This is a genomic window from Planctomycetia bacterium, assembly GCA_034440135.1.
Classification (GTDB): Bacteria; Planctomycetota; Planctomycetia; order Pirellulales; family JALHLM01; genus JALHLM01.
This window is the reverse complement of the sequence record JAWXBP010000072.1, coordinates 18026-36018: the sequence shown is the minus strand read 5'-3', so window position 1 is coordinate 36018 and position 17993 is coordinate 18026. Positions and strand designations below refer to the sequence as shown.

12 protein-coding genes are annotated in these 17993 nt (G+C 62.6%); 9 read left to right on the top strand and 3 right to left on the bottom strand.

Going from position 1 to position 17993, the window contains the following annotated elements:
• Positions 1 to 50 precede the first annotated feature (50 nt).
• Positions 51 to 4799, top strand: coding sequence for a glycosyltransferase (locus SGJ19_04045; protein MDZ4779406.1), 4749 nt, complete (start codon positions 51 to 53; stop codon positions 4797 to 4799).
• Here SGJ19_04045 and SGJ19_04040 read toward each other — a convergent pair.
• The 3 genes from SGJ19_04040 to SGJ19_04030 all read right to left on the bottom strand — a co-directional run bounded on the left by SGJ19_04040 (position 4767) and on the right by SGJ19_04030 (position 8459).
• Entirely contained in the window at positions 4767 to 6374 is a 1608-nt protein-coding gene (locus SGJ19_04040) for a glycosyltransferase family 39 protein (GenBank protein MDZ4779405.1), read from the bottom strand. The genes SGJ19_04045 and SGJ19_04040 overlap by 33 nt on opposite strands.
• Positions 6375 to 6417: 43 nt before the next feature.
• Positions 6418 to 7122, bottom strand: coding sequence for an exopolysaccharide biosynthesis polyprenyl glycosylphosphotransferase (locus SGJ19_04035; GenBank protein ID MDZ4779404.1), 705 nt, complete (start codon positions 7120 to 7122; stop codon positions 6418 to 6420).
• 173 nt (positions 7123 to 7295) lie between these two features.
• Positions 7296 to 8459, bottom strand: a complete 1164-nt coding sequence (locus tag SGJ19_04030) for a glycosyltransferase family 1 protein (GenBank protein MDZ4779403.1) — start codon at positions 8457 to 8459, stop codon at positions 7296 to 7298.
• Positions 8460 to 8809: 350 nt separating this feature from the next.
• Here SGJ19_04030 and gmd point away from each other — a divergent pair, with 350 nt between their 5' ends.
• The 8 genes from gmd (at position 8810) to SGJ19_03990 (ending at position 17746) form a co-directional block, all read left to right on the top strand.
• Entirely contained in the window at positions 8810 to 9808 is a 999-nt protein-coding gene (gmd, locus tag SGJ19_04025) for a GDP-mannose 4,6-dehydratase (GenBank protein MDZ4779402.1), read from the top strand.
• Between the two features lie 28 nt (positions 9809 to 9836).
• Positions 9837 to 10352, top strand: coding sequence for a hypothetical protein (locus SGJ19_04020; protein MDZ4779401.1), 516 nt, complete (start codon positions 9837 to 9839; stop codon positions 10350 to 10352).
• Between the two features lie 19 nt (positions 10353 to 10371).
• A complete protein-coding gene (locus SGJ19_04015) occupies positions 10372 to 11571 on the top strand; it encodes a glycosyltransferase family 4 protein (protein MDZ4779400.1) in 1200 nt (399 codons plus the stop codon).
• 2 nt (positions 11572 to 11573) lie between these two features.
• A complete protein-coding gene (locus SGJ19_04010; GenBank protein MDZ4779399.1) occupies positions 11574 to 13970 on the top strand; it encodes a glycosyltransferase in 2397 nt (798 codons plus the stop codon).
• 56 nt (positions 13971 to 14026) lie between these two features.
• Positions 14027 to 14809 carry an ABC transporter permease gene (locus tag SGJ19_04005; protein ID MDZ4779398.1) on the top strand — a complete coding sequence of 261 codons (783 nt, stop codon included), beginning with the start codon at positions 14027 to 14029 and terminating at the stop codon, positions 14807 to 14809.
• A gap of 32 nt (positions 14810 to 14841) precedes the next feature.
• Positions 14842 to 15768, top strand: coding sequence for an FkbM family methyltransferase (locus SGJ19_04000; protein MDZ4779397.1), 927 nt, complete (start codon positions 14842 to 14844; stop codon positions 15766 to 15768).
• A gap of 50 nt (positions 15769 to 15818) precedes the next feature.
• Entirely contained in the window at positions 15819 to 16577 is a 759-nt protein-coding gene (locus SGJ19_03995; GenBank protein ID MDZ4779396.1) for an ABC transporter ATP-binding protein, read from the top strand.
• Positions 16578 to 16693: 116 nt separating this feature from the next.
• Positions 16694 to 17746 (top strand): FkbM family methyltransferase, encoded by a 1053-nt coding sequence (locus SGJ19_03990; GenBank protein MDZ4779395.1) that lies wholly within the window; start codon positions 16694 to 16696, stop codon positions 17744 to 17746.
• Positions 17747 to 17993: the final 247 nt, after the last annotated feature.

Here is a 17993-nt window from a genome sequence, read left to right as displayed (position 1 = left end):
TTACTGAACACTGACGACTTCCAACTCGCGCCGCAACGGAGTGCCGCCACGTGCGCATCGCACACTTCGGGACGTTCGACGTCGCCAACTTCGGCGACCTGTTGTTCCCGCTGATTCTCGAACTGCGCGTTCGCGCCCAGGTTACGTCGCCGACTGAGATTGAGTTCGTGCATTTCTCTCCGCTCGGCGGTGAGCCTGTCTGGATGGACGCGCGGCGAACGATTCCGGTTCGCGAGCGCTTCGAACATGGGCGGTTCGACGCCGTTGTTCTCGGCGGAGGGCACCTGGTTCACGCCCTGCCGACCCAACTGTCAGCTTACCAATCGCGCCCTTGGTTAGCGGAGACTGCGTATGCGGAACTGTGGCTCGGCGCCGCGCAACTCGCCGCAAGGGACGCCGCCCCGCTGATCTGGAATGCCCCGGGCGTGCCACGACCGCTGGATGGCCGCGCCGCAGAACTATTGCGCGGGGCGACCGGTCGCGTCGACTACCTCGCGGTCCGCGACGAAACGAGCGCAGTGCATTTACGCGCATCGGGCGTCAAGACAACGATTCATGTCGTCCCAGATACGGCGCTCGATGTGAATGCGCTCTGGAGCGACGCTCAACTCGACGACGCGTACCGCACCTTGCTGGCAGAGTGCGATCCGGCAACGCGAACCATTGCCGTTCATGTCAAAGAACGCTACCTGCGTGAATCAATCGAGTCACTTGGCGCGCGGCTCGATCAACTCTGCGAAGCCCGTCAGGCAACGGCGTTACTGCTGGCGCTTGGTCCATGCCACGGCGACGACGAACTCGCGCGTCGCGTGGCGAGCTCGATGCGTACAAGGCCTATCGTGGTCGATGGTCCGAATCAGTTTCTGGCGATTGTCGCGGCCCTCGCCCGGTGCGAGTGCTACCTCGGCTCGTCGCTGCACGGTTTGATCACGGCCATCGCCTTCGGCCGCCCCGCCGTGTGCGTGGCCACCGAAGAACGCAGCGGCCCGCGAAAATTCTCCGGTTTCCTGCGGCAGATCGGCGCGGAGCATTGCCTGGCAACGTCATGGAAAGCAGCCTGTACAGCGGCGAAGATCGCTACGGCTGTTGACTTAACCGCGGCACGCGAGATGCTCGCGTCCCACTGGAACCGCGTGGGTGAAGTGCTCACGGCGAAGCATCAGCGCGATCCAAATGCGCAGATCGACATTCCGTCGCAGTGTTGCGGCGAAGCAACACCCAACGACGCGCAACTTACTATCCTGCGATCACAAGTCGAGATGGCGGCGCGAAGCGCAGGCCGGCTCGATCGGAGCGATGCGGCGCTTACCAAGGCGCTGAAACGCGAACAGCGTCTGACGACGCGCCTGGCGGAGCGCGAACATCGACTAAAGCAATTGACGGCTAGGGAACAGCTCGCCGCGCAGCGTTTGCGCGACACGCAGCACAAGCTGCAACGCGCGGAACGCGATGCGAACGCTCTGAGTTGCTGGCTGGAACAACTAAGATGCGGTATCGACGCTCTGCTGGCGACGCGCCGTTGGCGGGTGGGGAACCTGCTCGGCAATGCGATCTCCGTGTGGCGGCGCGATCGCTCGGCGCCGCTGGTGACGGAACTGTTTCGCGATGTCTTCCGTCAGCATGAACAATGGCGGGCATCGAGGCACGACGCCGCGAGTTCGGCAACATTGCGCGATGCGTTGCCGGCCTTGGATCGAAGTAAGTTCGCCAGCATTGTCATTCCGGTGCATAACGCGGCATCCTGCGTGGCGGAGTGCCTGAAATCGCTCGCAACGCACACGGATGCTCGGCACGAGATGCTGCTCGTCGACGATGCCTCGGATGATGACTGCGCTTCCTTGCTTAGCGAATTCGCGGCCCAACGAGCCAACACGGTTCTCCTCCGCAATGATGAACGACAAGGCTACACGCGCGCCGCGAATCGCGGCTGGCGCGCGGCGCGCGGCGACTATGTCGTGCTGCTCAACAGTGATACCGTCGCCACGCCCCGCTGGATGGGGCGCTTGCTGGTCTGTTTGGAAAGCCATCCGGACATCGGCCTCGCGGGGCCGGTCTCCAATGCGGCGAGTTGGCAGTCGGTTCCTGAGCGGTTCGCAGCCAACGGCGATTGGGCCGTGAATGCGCTGCTAGAACATTGGAACGCAAACGACGTGGCGGAAACACTCGCGTGTGTCGCTGAGCGAGCCTATCCTCGCGTTCCATTGCTGAACGGCTTCTGCCTCGCGATGAAACGCGCCGTGTGGGAAACGATCGGACACTTCGACGACGCCGCGTTCCCAGACGGCTATGGTGAGGAGACTGACTATTGCCTCCGCGCCGCGGCCGCCGGCTTTCAACTCGCCGTGGCCCACGACGCCTACGTCTATCACGCGAAATCGCAAAGCTACGGTAACGCGAAGCGCAGGGAATTGACGGCGCGCGGGCAAGTAGCCTTGCGCCGCAAACATGGCGCGACTGCTATCGCGAGTGCCGTCGAATACCTTCGAATTGAGCCAACGCTTGCTGTCTTGCGAGAACGTGTACGTCAGGCGATTGCCAATCGCATCGCAGCCGGTACTTCGCTCGCAACGAAAAGACTGCCCAGCGTGCTATTTCTTCTGCCCGTGCGCGGCGGCGGCGGCGGCGCCCATTCCGTCGTGCAAGAGGCGATGGGCATGCGTCAACTCGGCGCGCGGGCCGTCGTGGCGATCGAGGAACGCTTCGCGGACGAGTTCCGGCGACAATACCCGCGCTGGTTCGCCGACGGATTGTTTTTTACTTATCGCGAACGATCTGAACTGATTGAATTTGCCGGCGCGTTCGACGTCGCGGTCGCTACCGTCTATTTCAGTCTCCGCGATTTGCGCCGCATTGTGCAAGCACATCCGGCAATTCTGCCGGCGTACTATGTACAGGACTACGAGCCCAGGTTCTTCGCCCGATATTCGCGGCATTGGCGCGAAGCACGCCGGAGTTACGGCTGCCTGCCCGGTCTGGTTCATTTCGCCAAGACTTCCTGGATTCGCGACGAGGTTCAACGCCGGCATGGCGTCGAAGTGCATCCGGTGTCGGCAAGCCTCGACCATGCGGTGTATTTTCCCGCCGATCGCGCCACGGGCGATGGCCCGTTGCGCATTGCCGCGATGATTCGCCCCGGAACGCCGTATCGCGGCGCAGTGCGTACCTTGCGCGTACTACGCAGGTTGCAATTGCGCAATGATCGCATTGAGATGCATTATTTTGGCGCTTCGGCCGAGGAATGTGCGAACCTCGCCGCGCAATCCAATGCGAACGAACGTTGGCATGGCCCATTGACTCGCGAACAGGTTGCCGATCTCTTGCGGCGATGCGACATCTGCGTGGACTTTTCCGACTACCAGGCCTTCGGCCGAACAGGCTTGGAAGCGATGGCCTGTGGCGCCGCGGTCGTGCTTCCCAGCGAGGGGGGCGTTCGCGAATATGCGGTTCCCGAGGAAAACGCGCTGATTGTCGATACGCGCGATGAATCCGCCTGCCTCGCGGTCGTCGAACGCTTGCTAGAAGATCACGAGCTTCGTGCAAAACTGTCGGCCGCCGGCGTGCGCACGGCACGCAACTATTCCATTGAATCGGCCGCACGATCTGAGTTGACATTGTTCGAGCGCCTGCTGGACAAACGGCCGTCGCGCGCCGCGGCACGCACCGTGATGTCGACGCGGCCCGCAATCCCAACCACGCGCCGAGCGGACGTGCTGCGCGTCCACGCCGTCTTGCCACGATCGGCATCGGGCTGGCCCGGCTCTGCTTATCTACGCGTCTTGCTGCCGCTGCGCCATCCAACTTTGCAGGATCGCATTGAACTCTCGTATGGCGCCGCGGCCGCGTCCACGCCCACGGATGCAGAGGTGGTTCTAGTTCAGCGCACGGGCATTGCGGACCTTTCGCAAGCGAAGGCTGTTATCGACTCGTGTCGCCGGCGAGGGCAACGACTGGTCGTCGAACTTGACGACGATCTATGGGCGATGCCCTCCCAGCATCCGGAGCGACGGCGATATCGTCGCCTGCTTCCGGCGCTGGATTATCTGCTAAAGAGCGCGGACGCTGTAAGCGTCCCCACCGAAGAATTGGCGAGGTCACTCGAGTCGCGCACGTCGCGCGTGGAGATCATTCCGAACGCAGTAGACGAGCAACTGTGGTTCACGCCTGGTCGCGATCATCGAGATGTCGGCTCGCATTCTCCGCTGCGCATGCTCTTAATGGGCACGCGCACGCACGCCGAGGATTTGGAAATTGTGGCGCCAGCGGCGCGGCGGTTGCTGCGCGAGTTCGGCGATCGCGTGCGCTTCGAGGTTATTGGCTGTGTGGCGCTCGGCCATCGCAGCGACTGGTTTCGAAAACTGCGAATTCCTTCGGCGCGATGCGAGTACCCGGCTTTCGTGCGTTGGCTGCGGCGTCGCGCGCGGTGGCAGATCGGACTCGCGCCGCTCCGCGATTGCCCATTCAACGCGGCGAAGAGTGCGATCAAGTTTCTCGACTACAGTGCGCTCGGCCTGGCGGGCGTTTACTCGGACGCGCCGGCGTATTCCGGCACGGTGCGGCAGTTGGAAACCGGCATCCTCACGGGCGACAGCGCCGATTCCTGGTTCGATGCCATCCGCACGCTGGTGCTGAATGAAGAACTGCGGCGCGCGCTATCAAAGGCGGCCGCGGAGGATGTGCGTCGCAAGCATGCATTGGCGAACACAACAGGTCGTTGGCTCGCGGTGCTTGGCGGAAGTGTCGATCGCGCGGCAAGCGATGCTGACCCGTTACCGGAGCCCATTCGGGCCGGAGGCGCGTAGCTCCGGGGCAGTCGTCGGCGAGACACGGCGAAACACCAGTACGCGGTGCCAGGTGCGATTTCCCTCGCCGCGCGTCTCGAAGGCCGGTTCGTAGGCGCCGCCCAGTTCCGCCGCGCTGGGTGGCGTAAAGGCGCGTGTATCGACGTCCAGCAGCACAAAGTCTGGTTGCACTGTTTGCAGCGCGCCGCCGAGATCGGTGACGTCGACGCCGAAGATTGGACCGTTCAGTTCGGCATACAACCGCGGATAGCGCGAGTTCGCCAGCAGCGTTTGGCGCGACGAGGATTCCGTGCGAATCCAGTCCGCGGCCGTGACGATCGGGCTGGCGACCGAATTAATCTGGCGAATGCTGAACGGAATCGCGACCGCCACGAGCGTCAGACTGATCGCAAAGGCACATTGCGGGGCCCAATGCGGACGTCGCACTAACTCGCCGCCGCGCCGGCCCAACCATTCAATCCCAGCCGCTGCTGCAGGAAACGCGACGCCGACAATCGGCATCACATGCCGGTGCCCTAGGTAGCCGGCCATCAAGGCCAACCAAATCAGCAGCACTGAGTGCAACATCGCCAGCGATGCGAGCAGGCCGAGCGATGAACCCAGCGGCCGCTTCCGCCCAGGAGCAAAATGCCCGAACGCCCAGGGAATCCACACGACGTAGCCGAAGCCGTAGCCTAGCTCGACGAAGTATTTTTTTGCGGCGGCGACGACGCGCGGGGACCAGTCGCCGCTGGGTGCGGGCGTCACTTCGATGGCGGACGCCACCTGCACCGTTGGCGCGGCGCTCGCGCTCGGCGTGGGCTGCGCATCGACGAATGGCATCTCGTAAGCTACGGGCTTTTGCGATGCGGCCAGTGGATCTTTCTTGCTGGTCAACTTGCCCGTCAGCACCACGTACGGTCCGGCGATCATGCCCACGCCACACAGCAGTGTCATGCCGTACAGCGCGGTCTGACGTCGTGGCAGGCGTCCCAGGCAGAACGACACCGCAACGAGAAATCCGCCGACGATCGCCACGCTGAGTCCTTCGGGACGAATCCAGAAGGCGCAGCCGCTCGCCATGCCGGCGGCCAGAAACCAGCGTCGCGATGACCGTGCGAAACCTTCCTGCAGGCACCATGCGGCAAGCAAATACGCGCATAGATGCGGCGTGTCACTGAGCACGTCGGCGGCGTTTTGGCGCAGAACGGGCAGTCCTGCGGCCAAAAGGGAGGTAATATCGGCGATGTGTCGATCGTACATCCGCCGCGCGATCAGCCACACGAGCGCGACGCAACCCAGACCGCAGGCGATCGCCACTAATTTGCCAGCGACGATCCATTTACCGGCCGACGGCCGTAGTGACTCATCGGCGCCGTCGAGCGCCAACATCGCATGCGCGCCGACCACGAGCGCCGGATAGCCGGGATGTTGATCCTGCGCGCGCATCACGTTGAGCGGAGCGCGTTGCAGCTCACGGGCCATTTCGATGAAAGTCACTCCGTCCGGCGCAATCGCCGGCGAGCGGGCCGCCACGTAAACGTCGACGGCCAGCGTCAGGAGTAACGAAATCGTCAGCCATCCGTGGCGAGGCATCGAAACCATCTCCGCACTCGCGAGCCGCGGCCTGGGCCGGCGCTCAGCAAGAATTCTTGTCGTTCAATACGCGCCAAGGCGTCATCAAGATCATGTACACGTCGAACGTCCAACTCCAATTGCGGACGTAATACAAATCGTACTCCAACCGCTCGGCGATCGACGTATCGCCGCGCAGCCCGTTCAGTTGCGCCCAACCGGACAAGCCCGGCAGCACCGCGTGGCGGCGCGGATATTCCGGCATCTCGGTCGAAAACTTTTCGACAAAGCACGGCCGTTCCGGACGCGGGCCGATCAGACTCATCTCGCCGCGCAAAACGTTGAACAGTTGCGGCAGTTCGTCGATACACAAGCGACGCAATACCGTGCCGACCAACGTACGGCGCGGGTCGTTCCGCTTCGCCCAGACTGGTCCGGTTTCACGTTCCGCGTCGATCCGCATCGTGCGAAACTTCCAAAGCGTAAACACGCGGCCGTGCAAGCCGACGCGCTCTTGCTGATAGAATACAGGGCCGGTGCTGGTCAGCCGCACCAACGCCGCGACGAGCGCCATGGGGACCGCGGCCACGAGCAACAACAGCGAAGCGGCCGCCAGGTCCACGCAGCGCTTGAACACCACGCGACCCTGTCCGCCAGCCACTGGCAATTCCGTCCGCGCCGCGGACGATCCGCGCTGCGGCCAGGTTCCTTGCCCGACCTGCGGCCGGATCACCGCTGGATTTGCGATTCGTACTGTACTGTCATTCATCCTTGAACTTCCGTGATTCGCTTCCTTGCGAAGTGATCGGAGGCGCGATCTTCTGTAGCCTAGGTCTGTGACCTCGGTGGGGCGGCGAAAATCGCTGAATTCCGCACTACCGAGGTCACAGACCTCGACTACAGAGGAGCATCTTGATTCTTGAATTTCCGTTGTGACAAAGCCTAGGCTCCAGCATGTTCGTAGGCGGCGACGGTGCGCTCCGCGCAGCGTCGCCAGGTGAACTGCTGAGCGCGGGCGGGCCCGGCTTCGCGCAGTTTCAGCTGTAAAGAATGGCTCTCCAACACTTCGCGCAGTCCCGAGGCAATGCTGTCCGCGCTCAACGGGTCGACGTATACCGCGGCGTTTCCCAGTACTTCCGGCAAGCTCGACGAATTGCTCGCGACGACCGGCGTGCCCACCGCGGCCGCTTCCAGCGGCGGCAACCCAAACCCTTCGTAAATACTGGGAAAGCAAAACACGGTCGCCGCGCGCAACAGCGACGGCAACTCCGCTCCGCTCACGTACCCCAACTCATGCACCAAACCGCGCCGCCGCAGGGCGTCGAGCGCCGGGCGAAAGTAGTGTTGCTTCCAGCCGGACATGCCGGCCAGCACCAATGGGAACTCGCGCTGCAACCGCATCGGCAGACGGCCGAATGCGGCCACCAGTCCCTGCAAGTTTTTGCGCGGTTCCAATGTGCCGAGATACAGAATGAATTGCGGCGGTAGCCGATGCCGCGCGCGAATCGCCACGAGTTGATCGTCGTCACTCGTTGCGTCGAACCGTTCCAAGTCGACGCCCAGCGGCGTGACATGCACTTTCTTCGGTTCCAGTCCCGGGAACAAATCCAGCAACTCGCTGCGTGTGAATTCACTGATCGCAATCACCGCCTCGCTGCCGCGCACGCTGGTTTCCAAACGCTGACGGAGCCAGCGGAGACGGTCCTGCGGCAAGTATTCGGGGCAGCGTAAGTACGACATATCGCAGACGGTCGTGACCGTGGCGCCGGCGAATTCCTGGGGAATGTAGTTGGGTTCGTGGTAGACGTTCCAGTGCGGCCCGCGGGTCTGCCGCGCGAAGCTGGCGGCACGCAGGCGGCCGACCAGGTTCCGGGCAAACGGCGCGTGTTCGCGCACCCAGCACTTCAGACGCTCATAGCGATCGACGCGTTCCGTGGCTTGGGCGCCGGCGTGAAAAGATTTCCACGGCACGATCCGCCGCCCTTCGAACACGTCCACCGCTTCGACGGCAGGGAGCTGATCCAACGACTCCGCCAAGCGCCAGGCGTATTGCCCGACTCCCGTCAGGCGTCCCAGCATCGACATGCCGTTGAGCAATACCCGCATCGCGCCAGTTACCTAGAATTCGTAGTTGATCACGCGTCACACCAGGTTCCGTCGGGGGGCGGGGGACCGCCAGCGCCCTATGTCACCACAAATCCGATTTGGGGGGAAGAGTAGTTCGGGAATGTCCCCGCGGCGACTGTATCGACCCGTGGCTCAAAGTCGCATGAGGTTTAATTTGGCGTAACTTCGATCATTTTCCGACGTTGACACGCCGCGCGACGGCGAATTATGATCCCCCGGCATAGCGTCGGGTATGGAAGCGCGACGCGGCCGCAACGCTCACCGAGATTCACGTCCCGCTCCGCGACGGCGGCCGATTCGTGCATCAAAAAACTTCTGCAAGGGTGGTCATGCCAAGGACGGCGCTCATCACCGGGATCACGGGCCAGGACGGCTCGTATCTCGCCGAGCTTCTGCTCAGCAAAGGCTACGAAGTTCACGGCGCCCACCGCCGCGCCAGCACCGATACGCTGGAACGCGTCGCGCATTTGAAGGACCGCCTCCAGTTGCATCAAGCCGATCTGCTCGATCAGGCCAGCCTGATCCACCTGATGCGCGACATCTGCCCGCACGAGGTCTACAATCTCGCTGCGCAAAGCTTCGTTCCCACAAGTTGGAACCAGCCGATCCTGACCGGCGAATGCACCGGCCTGGGCGTCACCCGGATGCTGGAAGCGATTCGTCTGGTCGACACCGGCATTCGCTTCTACCAGGCCAGCTCCAGTGAGATGTTCGGCAAAGTGCAAGAAGTGCCGCAACGCGAAACCACGCCGCTGTACCCGCGCAGCCCGTACGGCGTCGCCAAGGTGTACGGGCACTGGATCACGGTCAACTATCGCGAAAGCTACGGAATGTTCGCCTGTTCGGGCATTCTGTTCAATCACGAATCGCCGCGCCGCGGTTTGGAATTCGTCACGCGCAAAATCACGCACGCCGTGGCCCGCATCAAGTTGGGTTTGCAGGACGAGCTGCGGCTCGGCAACCTGCAGGCCAAGCGCGATTGGGGCTTCGCCGGAGACTACGTTCGCGCCATGTGGTTGATGATGCAACAGCCTGAGGCCGACGACTATGTCATCGGCACCGGCGAGACGCATAGCGTCGAAGAGTTCGTCACCATCGCCTTCAGCCACGTGGGACTCGACTACCGCGACTACGTCACGGTGGATCCCAAGTTCTATCGCCCGGCGGAAGTCGACCTGTTGTGGGCCGACCCCAGCAAGGCGCAGCGCGAGCTGGGCTGGACGATGGAAGTCGGTTTCCGCGAGTTGGTCACGATGATGGTCGACGCCGATCTCGCGGCGTTGCAACGATCGGGACGCCACGGCGGCTCGAAGCGTATGGCCGCCTAACCCATCCTGAGTCGAGGGGCCGGTTGCCATGCACTTGCTGGACGCCATTCCGACCGAAGTCGACGTCGAGACGTTGCTGCTGGAGATTCGTTCCGGCGCCGGCGAAGCTTCGCGGCACGGCATCTTCGGCGGACCGACGCCGGGTGCGTGCAGCGCCAAGCGCGACGCGGTGCTCACGCAGCTCACCGAAGTCGAACGCAACGCTTCGCTCGTGGGCACGCAGGTGCCGGAGTTCGTCCGCTTCGGACGATTCAAACGCAGGTTGGCGAGGTTCACGTCGCGCGTGGTCTTGTATCTCGCCCGCGTCGTCACCGCGCCGCAGCGACAGGTCAACTATGGACTGTTGCAAGCGCTGCGGACGGCAGTGACCTGTCTCAAGGAAGAGGAGGCCGCGCGGTTGGAGTTGCAAGCCCGTGTGCAGCTTTTGGAGCGCACGGTGGCCGCGTTACGAACGCAAGCAACTCAGGAGAGCTCCAAAACGGAAGGTCCGACGCCGAGCGGCCGTACGACGCTTTCGCCGCATGTCTTTGCCACACGCCATTGAAAGGGCGACCACACAGCGCATGGAAGCGCCACGTTTTACTTTCGTCACACCCTGGTACGGCCACTTCGCTGGCGGTGCGGAGGTGGCGGCGCGTACGTTGGCCGAACAACTCGCGCGACGCGGCTTTGATGTGGAAGTGCTGACCACGTGCTGCCGCGCCCCCTTCGACAACTGGTGGCGTAATACGCTGTCCGTCGGCGCCGAACAACTCCACGGCGTCACCGTACGCCGCTTTCCCGTCAACACGGATGGCGAAGACCGTTATCACGCGATGAACGCCCGCTTAATCGAGCGCAAGGAACTTTCGCCTACAGAGCAGCGGCAGTTCGTCACACATACGATCAACAGCGATGCGCTCGTGAACCATGTGCGGGTGCATTCCGTCGGACGGGTCGTCGTCGGGCTGCCGTTCACGCAAGGTTTGGTCGACGCCGCCTGTCATGCCGCGGCGGGGCGATTCGTGCTCCTGCCTTGCCTGCATGACGAACCGCAGGCGTTTTGGGAAACCACGGCGGAAATGTTCGCCGCGGCGAGTGGCCACTGCTTCTTGAGTGAAGCGGAAAAGTCACTCGCCATCCGGCTGTTCGGCAATCGATTAGGCCGGAAGCTTGTCGAAGCGCCGGTCGCGGGCGTCGGCTGCGAGCTTCCTTCCGGCTTGGAACCGACGCTCGACAATCAAACCGCGCTCGATGACGTCCGCAGGCGCTATCAACTTCCCGAGCGCTACGTCGTCTACGTCGGCCGCAAGGATCCCGGCAAGAACCTCAACGAAGTTATCCGTTACATGCGCGAACACCGCGCCGCTGGCGGACGCGAGGAATTGTTGTTCCTGGGCGGCGGCGACGCCTCGCTCGTGCCGCAAGAGTCCGGCTTTCGCGACCTCGGCTTCCTGCCGGAACAAGACAAATACCTCGTCATGGCACAGGCCGCCGGGCTGGTGAATCTCTCCGTCAACGAGAGTTTTTCGATCGTCGTGATGGAGGCTTGGCTGACCGGTATTCCGGTCATCGTCTCGGCCCGCTCGCCTGTGACCAGCGGTCATTGCCGGCGCAGTGGCGGCGGCGCGGCGGTCGGCGCGAGTGAAGAATTCCACGCCGTGCTGAAAATCGGGGAACACGAATCCGCCCGGCAGCGCATGGCCAAGGCCGGCCGCCAGTTCGTGCGACGCGAATACGCCTGGGACGCCGTGATCGACCGCTTCCTCGAGGGAGCCGCCTAATCATGCGCGTTTTGATCGACGGCCAGACGTTCCACACGCACGAAGCCCGGCGCGGCATCGGCGTAGTGTTGACGCAGCTTGCCAATCATTTGATCACGCACGATCCGTCCACTGAGTGGTTTGTCACGACGCCGAATGCGCACTCGCCGCTGCCTCTCAAACCAGCCGCACAACGGCGCGTCAGGCAGATCGAGGTCGCGCCGCCCCGCGCCGGCGATCCGGTCCCGCACATCACTTACAGCGCAGCATTGCAAAAGGCCTGCGTCGAACACCGGATCGACGTCTATTGGTGCGCCAATCCGTTGATGCCGAACGTGGTGCTGCCGACCGAACTCCAGGGACCGGCGATCGCGGCCACGGTGTACGATCTCATTCCCTGGACGATGCGCGAGACGTATCTCGATCGCTGGCCGAGCGCCGCGCGCGACGAATATCTACGCCGCCTGCGCGCGTTGCCTCGGTGGGCGGAGCAACTGCTGTTTATCTCGGAAAGCGCCCGCCAGGACTACCTTCGCTTCGATTCCACCGTCGCCGACCGCTCGAGCGTGATTCAGCTGGCCGTGGACCTGGCGCGCTTTCAGCCGCGACGTGCGCCGGTCGTCAACGATGCGTCGCCCTATGTCTTGATGATGGGCGGCTTCGATGTCCGCAAGAACATGGACGGCGCACTCGAAGCGTTCGCCACGCTCGTGCAGGGTGCGCCGCAGGAGCACGCCGCGCTGAGATTCGTAGTCGCCTGCGCGTACACGCCGGAATCGAAAGCGGCATACGAAGCGTTGGCCGCGCGGCTGGGCGTTGCCGATCGCCTGGAAATGCTGGGCTTCGTAGCTGACGAAGAATTACCACGCCTCTATCGCGGCGCGGCGGCTTTCTTTTTCCCGTCGCGCTACGAAGGCTTTGGGCTGCCTGTGCTCGAAGCCATGGCCTGCGGCCTGCCGATCGTCACGACGCGCGTCTCTTCGATCCCCGAAGTTGCCGGCGAACTGGCCTTCTATTGCGCGCCTGATGACCGTCGCGACATGGCCCGAGCCTTGAGCGACGCCCTGCACGCGCGACACGACGCGAAGCTGCGACAAAACGCTGTCGCACGAGCGCGCACGTTTCATTGGGCTGACGCGGCCGCGGCCTACAGCCGCGCGTTCCGCTGGATCGCCGTCGAACAAACCGTATCCGTTCAAGCCGTCGGCGACCAGCGCCCGCGCGTCGCCTACGCCTCGCCGTGGGTCCCGCAACGCTCCGGCATCGCCGATAACAGTCTGGGCCTCGTCGACGAACTGCGCAAGTTCCTCGACCTCACGCTTTTTCTACCGCAGCCGGATTCCGCCCAGGAGACTTACGGCCTCCCCGTGCGGCCCATCCAGGATTTGACGGCCGCGCACGCCTCTTTCGATACGGCCATCTACCACCTGGGCAACAACAGCGAGATGCACACGGAGATTTATCGCGTCGCGCGGCACTGCCCCGGCGTCACTGTGCTGCACGATTTCAACATCCATCCATTCCTGCAACACGCCTTCCTGAAAACGCCGGACGAACATCTATTCTACGAGGCTTGGCGCGAGAGCCATGGCAAGTCGCCGGAGGAATATCAATCGGGCCACACGAATGTCTTCGACTATCCGATGTGCCAGGCGATCCTCAAGCGTAGTCTCGCGACGATCGTCCATAGCCGCTGGGCCGGCGATCAATTGGCGGGTATTCCGCACGTTTGCTTGTTGCCGCTCTGTTCGCGGGCCGGCACACAGCACGAGGATCAGCAGGCGCAACGCGGTCTGCGTGAACGCCTCGGCGTTCCGCCGGACATGTTCGTCGTGAGCACGATGGGCTTTCAGAATCGACTCAAGCGACTTCCCAGCGTGCTGGCCGCCATCCGGGGTCTGGTCGATCGCGGTTACGCCGTCCGCCTAGTCGTCGGTGGCGAGTCGCTCGATCCGGAATTGCGGATCGAGGAGCGTATCCAAGCGCTGAAGCTCGACGAACACGTCATTCGCACCGGCTATCTCAGCGACGCCGAGTTCGACGCGCTGATTCGCTTGAGCGATGTTGTTCTCAATCTACGCGGCCCCAGCATGGGCGAGTCCTCCGGGACGATGATCCGCGCCCTGGGCGAAGGCAAAGCGCTGATCGTGAGCAACTACCAGCAGTTCGCGGACTTTCCCGACGACGTCTGCTGGAAGGCCGACGTCGACGAAAACGAAGTGCCGCAGCTTGTCGCCTTGCTGGAACACTTGCTGCGAAATCCAGCCGCGAGGTCGCAACTTGGTCGCAACGCGCAACGCTGGGTCCGCCAATATGCCACCTACCCGGTCGCCGCACTGGGATACCGCCAGGTCATCAACGAAGTCCTGCACCGCAAATATTCATCAACCTCGACGCTCCCACACGCCAAGGCCGCCTAGCAACGCCGGATTGCGACACTGAATTCATCAAGCCATCGAAACCGGGCGAAACTCCCATGAACGCATACGTTACTTCCATCTGGCGCTGCCGCCATTTCTGGTTCTCGCTGGTCAGAATGGACTTGCGAACGCGCTACCGGCGATCGATGCTCGGCATCGGCTGGTCGCTGCTGAACCCGATCGCCATGACCACAGTGCTTTGTACCGTCTATTGCAACCTGTTCGGCATGAATCTTAAAGAACTCGGCCCGCAAATTCTCGGCGGGCTCGCGTTCTGGGGCTTCGTCAGCGCGTCGGCGTTGCAGGGGGCGCAAAGCCTTTACCAGGGCGAGGCCTACATCCGCCAATATCCCGCGCCGATGGCCATTTACCCGCTCAGAGTCGTACTTGGCGCAGGCTTTCACTTGCTGATCGCTTTGTCGGTCGTCATCGGGCTCACGTGGGCGCTGCGCGGTTTCGACAATCTCGCCATGCTGCCCACGGTTGTTCCCGTGCTGCTGCTGCTGCTGGTATTTGGCTGGTCGCTGGCCACGTTGACGGGGCTGGCGAACGTCTATTTTCCCGACACCTTTCACATCCTCGAAGTCGGGCTACAGATTCTCTTTTACGCCACGCCCATCATCATCCCAGAAGACCTGCTCCGGCAGCGCGGGCTCGGCTGGATGGCGGATTACAACCCGCTGGCTGCGTTGTTGGAAACGGTGCGCCGCCCGTTGATCTCCGGCGAAGCGCCGCCGATGTCGAGTTACCTGGTCGCCTGTGTCACGGTGCTGGTGATGTTCTCCGTCGCAACCTTCGCTTTGCATCGCCTGCAGCGCCGTGTGATTTTCCATATGTAGTCTGCCTGCGATAACCGCACTGGGACCGCGCCATGCCGATGATCTCGTACGCTCAGAATCGCGAAGACGTGCTGCTTGCCCGCATCTTCGGGCGGCGTCAGCACGGATTCTATATCGACGTCGGCGCGAACGACCCTAAGAACTGTTCCGTCACGAAGTACTTCTCGGAACTCGGCTGGCACGGCATCAACGTCGAGCCGAACGAGAAGTTTCCGCTATTGGCGCAAGATCGTCCGCGCGACGTCAATCTGAACGTCGCCGTGGCCGACCGCGACGGGGAGGAGACGTTCTACGAGTTTCCCAGTTCGCCGGCCTTATCCACGTTCGTGCGCCATGAGGCCGAAGATCATCGCGCTCGTTTCGGCTTCGAGTTCAACGTCCGCCGCGTGCCGATTCGGACGCTGAAAGGCATTTGCGAGGCCCACGGCGTCGGCCAGATCGATTTCATGTCGATCGACGTCGAAGGCTACGAGCGGCAGGTGCTCAACGGCGCCGACTGGCGACGTTTCCGTCCCAGGGTCGTTCTCATCGAGGCCACCCGGCCGCACCGCACCGAGACTACGCACTCTGAGTGGGAGCACCTGCTCCTCGACGCGGATTACCGCTTCGCCTATTTCGACGGACTCAACCGCTTTTACCTGCGCTCCGAAGACGCCGCACTTCAACATCATTTTGACGTTCCCCCGAATGTCTTCGACGACTACATTCTCTACGAACATATTGCCCAGGTCGAAGCCATCGGTGCGACATGCCAGCGAAGAATTGAGGAGCAGGTGGCCGTCATGCAATTGCAGCACGAAGCCATCCAGCGACTGACCGCCGAAGTCCTGCGCTTGCAGCCGTTGTCGCCCTTAGCCCCGGTAGCCGCGAGGCTCCGCGGCCTGGTGCGTCGTTATCCGCGGCTGGGGCACTGGGCGCGGCGTCTAAAATCCCACGAGTCCTCCCAGAAAGCAGCCTAGGCCCAAGCAACACTGATCGCCTTCCGCCTCACCTTGATTCGAATCCCAGCATGTCGCGCGTCCACTTAGATAACGTCTCCCTCACGTTTCACCTGCGGCAATGCGGGCGCGTGCCGTTCAAGGAATTCGTCGTGCGCCAGATGTTTCGGAAGTCGCGCAACCCGATCACCGAAGTGCGCGCGCTCCGCAACATTCAACTGGAAGCCCACGAAGGGGACCGCGTCGGCGTGATCGGCCACAACGGCGCCGGCAAAAGCACGCTGCTCAAAATGCTGGCCGGGATTTATCCTCCGACCTCCGGCACGAGAATCGTCGAAGGTCAGATCAGCTCGCTGTTCGAATTGACCCTCGGCTTCGAGATGGAAGCCAACGGTTGGGAAAACATCGCCTTTCGCAGCTACCTGCAAGGGGCCACGCCGAAAACGGTGCGCAGCAAGATTGAATCGATCGCCGAGTTCAGCGAGCTAGGCGAGTTCCTCGACATGCCCGTGCGATACTACTCCTCCGGCATGTTGCTCCGCCTGGCGTTTTCGATTTCCACGTCGATCGAGCCCGAAGTGCTGCTTGTGGACGAAGTGTTGAGCGCCGGCGATCTGGCATTTCAGGACAAAGCGCGCGCGCGGATGTACGGGATGATGGAAAAAGCCAAGGTGATCGTGATGGTCAGCCACGACCTGAAATCGATCAGCAACCTGTGCAACCACGTCATTTGGCTCGATCACGGCACGATCCGCATGGTCGGCCGCCCGGACGAAGTCATCCGCCACTACGCCGACCACATGCATAAGGCCGCGAAACTCGCGGCGTGACGTATTCCAGAGGATTCGCCCCCTCGACTCCGTGGTGAAAACTGAATTCGACCTGGGCAAGGACGCCCGACATTTGGCATCAGAAGTGCATTGGCACTTGACTCATGGAGGAGTCTATGACCGCTCAAACCCCCGCTTGCCCGACGGCCTGCCATCATGTGCGCGTGGCCGAAGGCGTTGAATTCGACATCGTCATTAACGCCCAGGCGGAAGATGCCGTTACGCAGCATTTTGCCGGCGGCCAAGTGTTCGAGAATAAGCCTCTCGAGTTGATGCTCTCGCTGATCAAGCCTGGTCAAACGGTGCTCGATTTGGGCGCTCACCTTGGCACATTTTCGCTCGCCGCCGCCGCGGCCGGCTGCCGCGTGATCGCGGTCGAAGCCTCGCCGGAGAACGTGTCACTTCTCCGCGCCAGCGTCAAGCGGAATCATTTCCGCAATATGCAGGTGGTGCATGCCGCGGTCAGTGATCGCCCCGGCGTCTTGAAATTCTTCTCGTACGGCCCCTATGGCCACGTCGCCACGGCCGAGAACGAGGCGAAGAGCGTCGAAGTTCGCGCGCTGACCGTCGACGACTTGCTCGCCGAATTGAACGTCAAGCGCGTCGATTTCATCAAGCTCGACGTGGAAGGCTCGGAAATCAAAGCCATCGACGGCATGCGCAAGCTCCTCGGCGGCAGCGAGCCCCCCGTTATGATCTACGAATCCAACGGCCACACGCTCAATTTCTACAACCGCCGTCCCAGCGAGCTGATGCGGGCGATGGAGCGGCTCGGCTTCGAGCACCACCTGATCGGCCCCAAGATCTTGCTGCGAGCGACCTCGTTCGACGTCCAGCCGAGCGTCTGCCTCGATTACCTTGCCACCCGGCGGACGCCTCCGCAACTGCCAGGCTGGTCGTTCCGCGGCCCGCACACCGAAGAAGAAGTCATCCGTGCTCTCTATGAGCAATCGAAGAGCCCGGCCGCCGAACACCGAGCCTATGTCGCCCGGGCGCTGGGCGACGCCCCGCAACGGATCGCCGACGACCCACGGATGCAGCACGTCCTGGCCAAGTTGCAACTCGACACGCACCCCCTGGTCTGCGGCGATGCGGGCCGCCTCCCCCGGCAGCTCAAGCTGCCGACCTGGAAACTCTGGTGGCATAAAGTCCGCAATCGGGCGGCGTAGTCCACTCCGGGGGTTCACCACGGAGAGCACGGAGTCACGGAGAATTGGGGGAGAAGGTGTTATGGCACTGTTTCCCTTTGTTATGGCACGGTCTCCCGACCGTGCCATCTTTGGCGCAATGGAGTGCCGATCTGGAGACCTTCGGTCGGGCCCGGTAGCACGGTCGGGAGACCGTGCTACAACACGTTCAGGTCGGTCGCTCTTCGACTGAAAACTGAACACTGAAAACTTCAAACTCCCCCTCAAA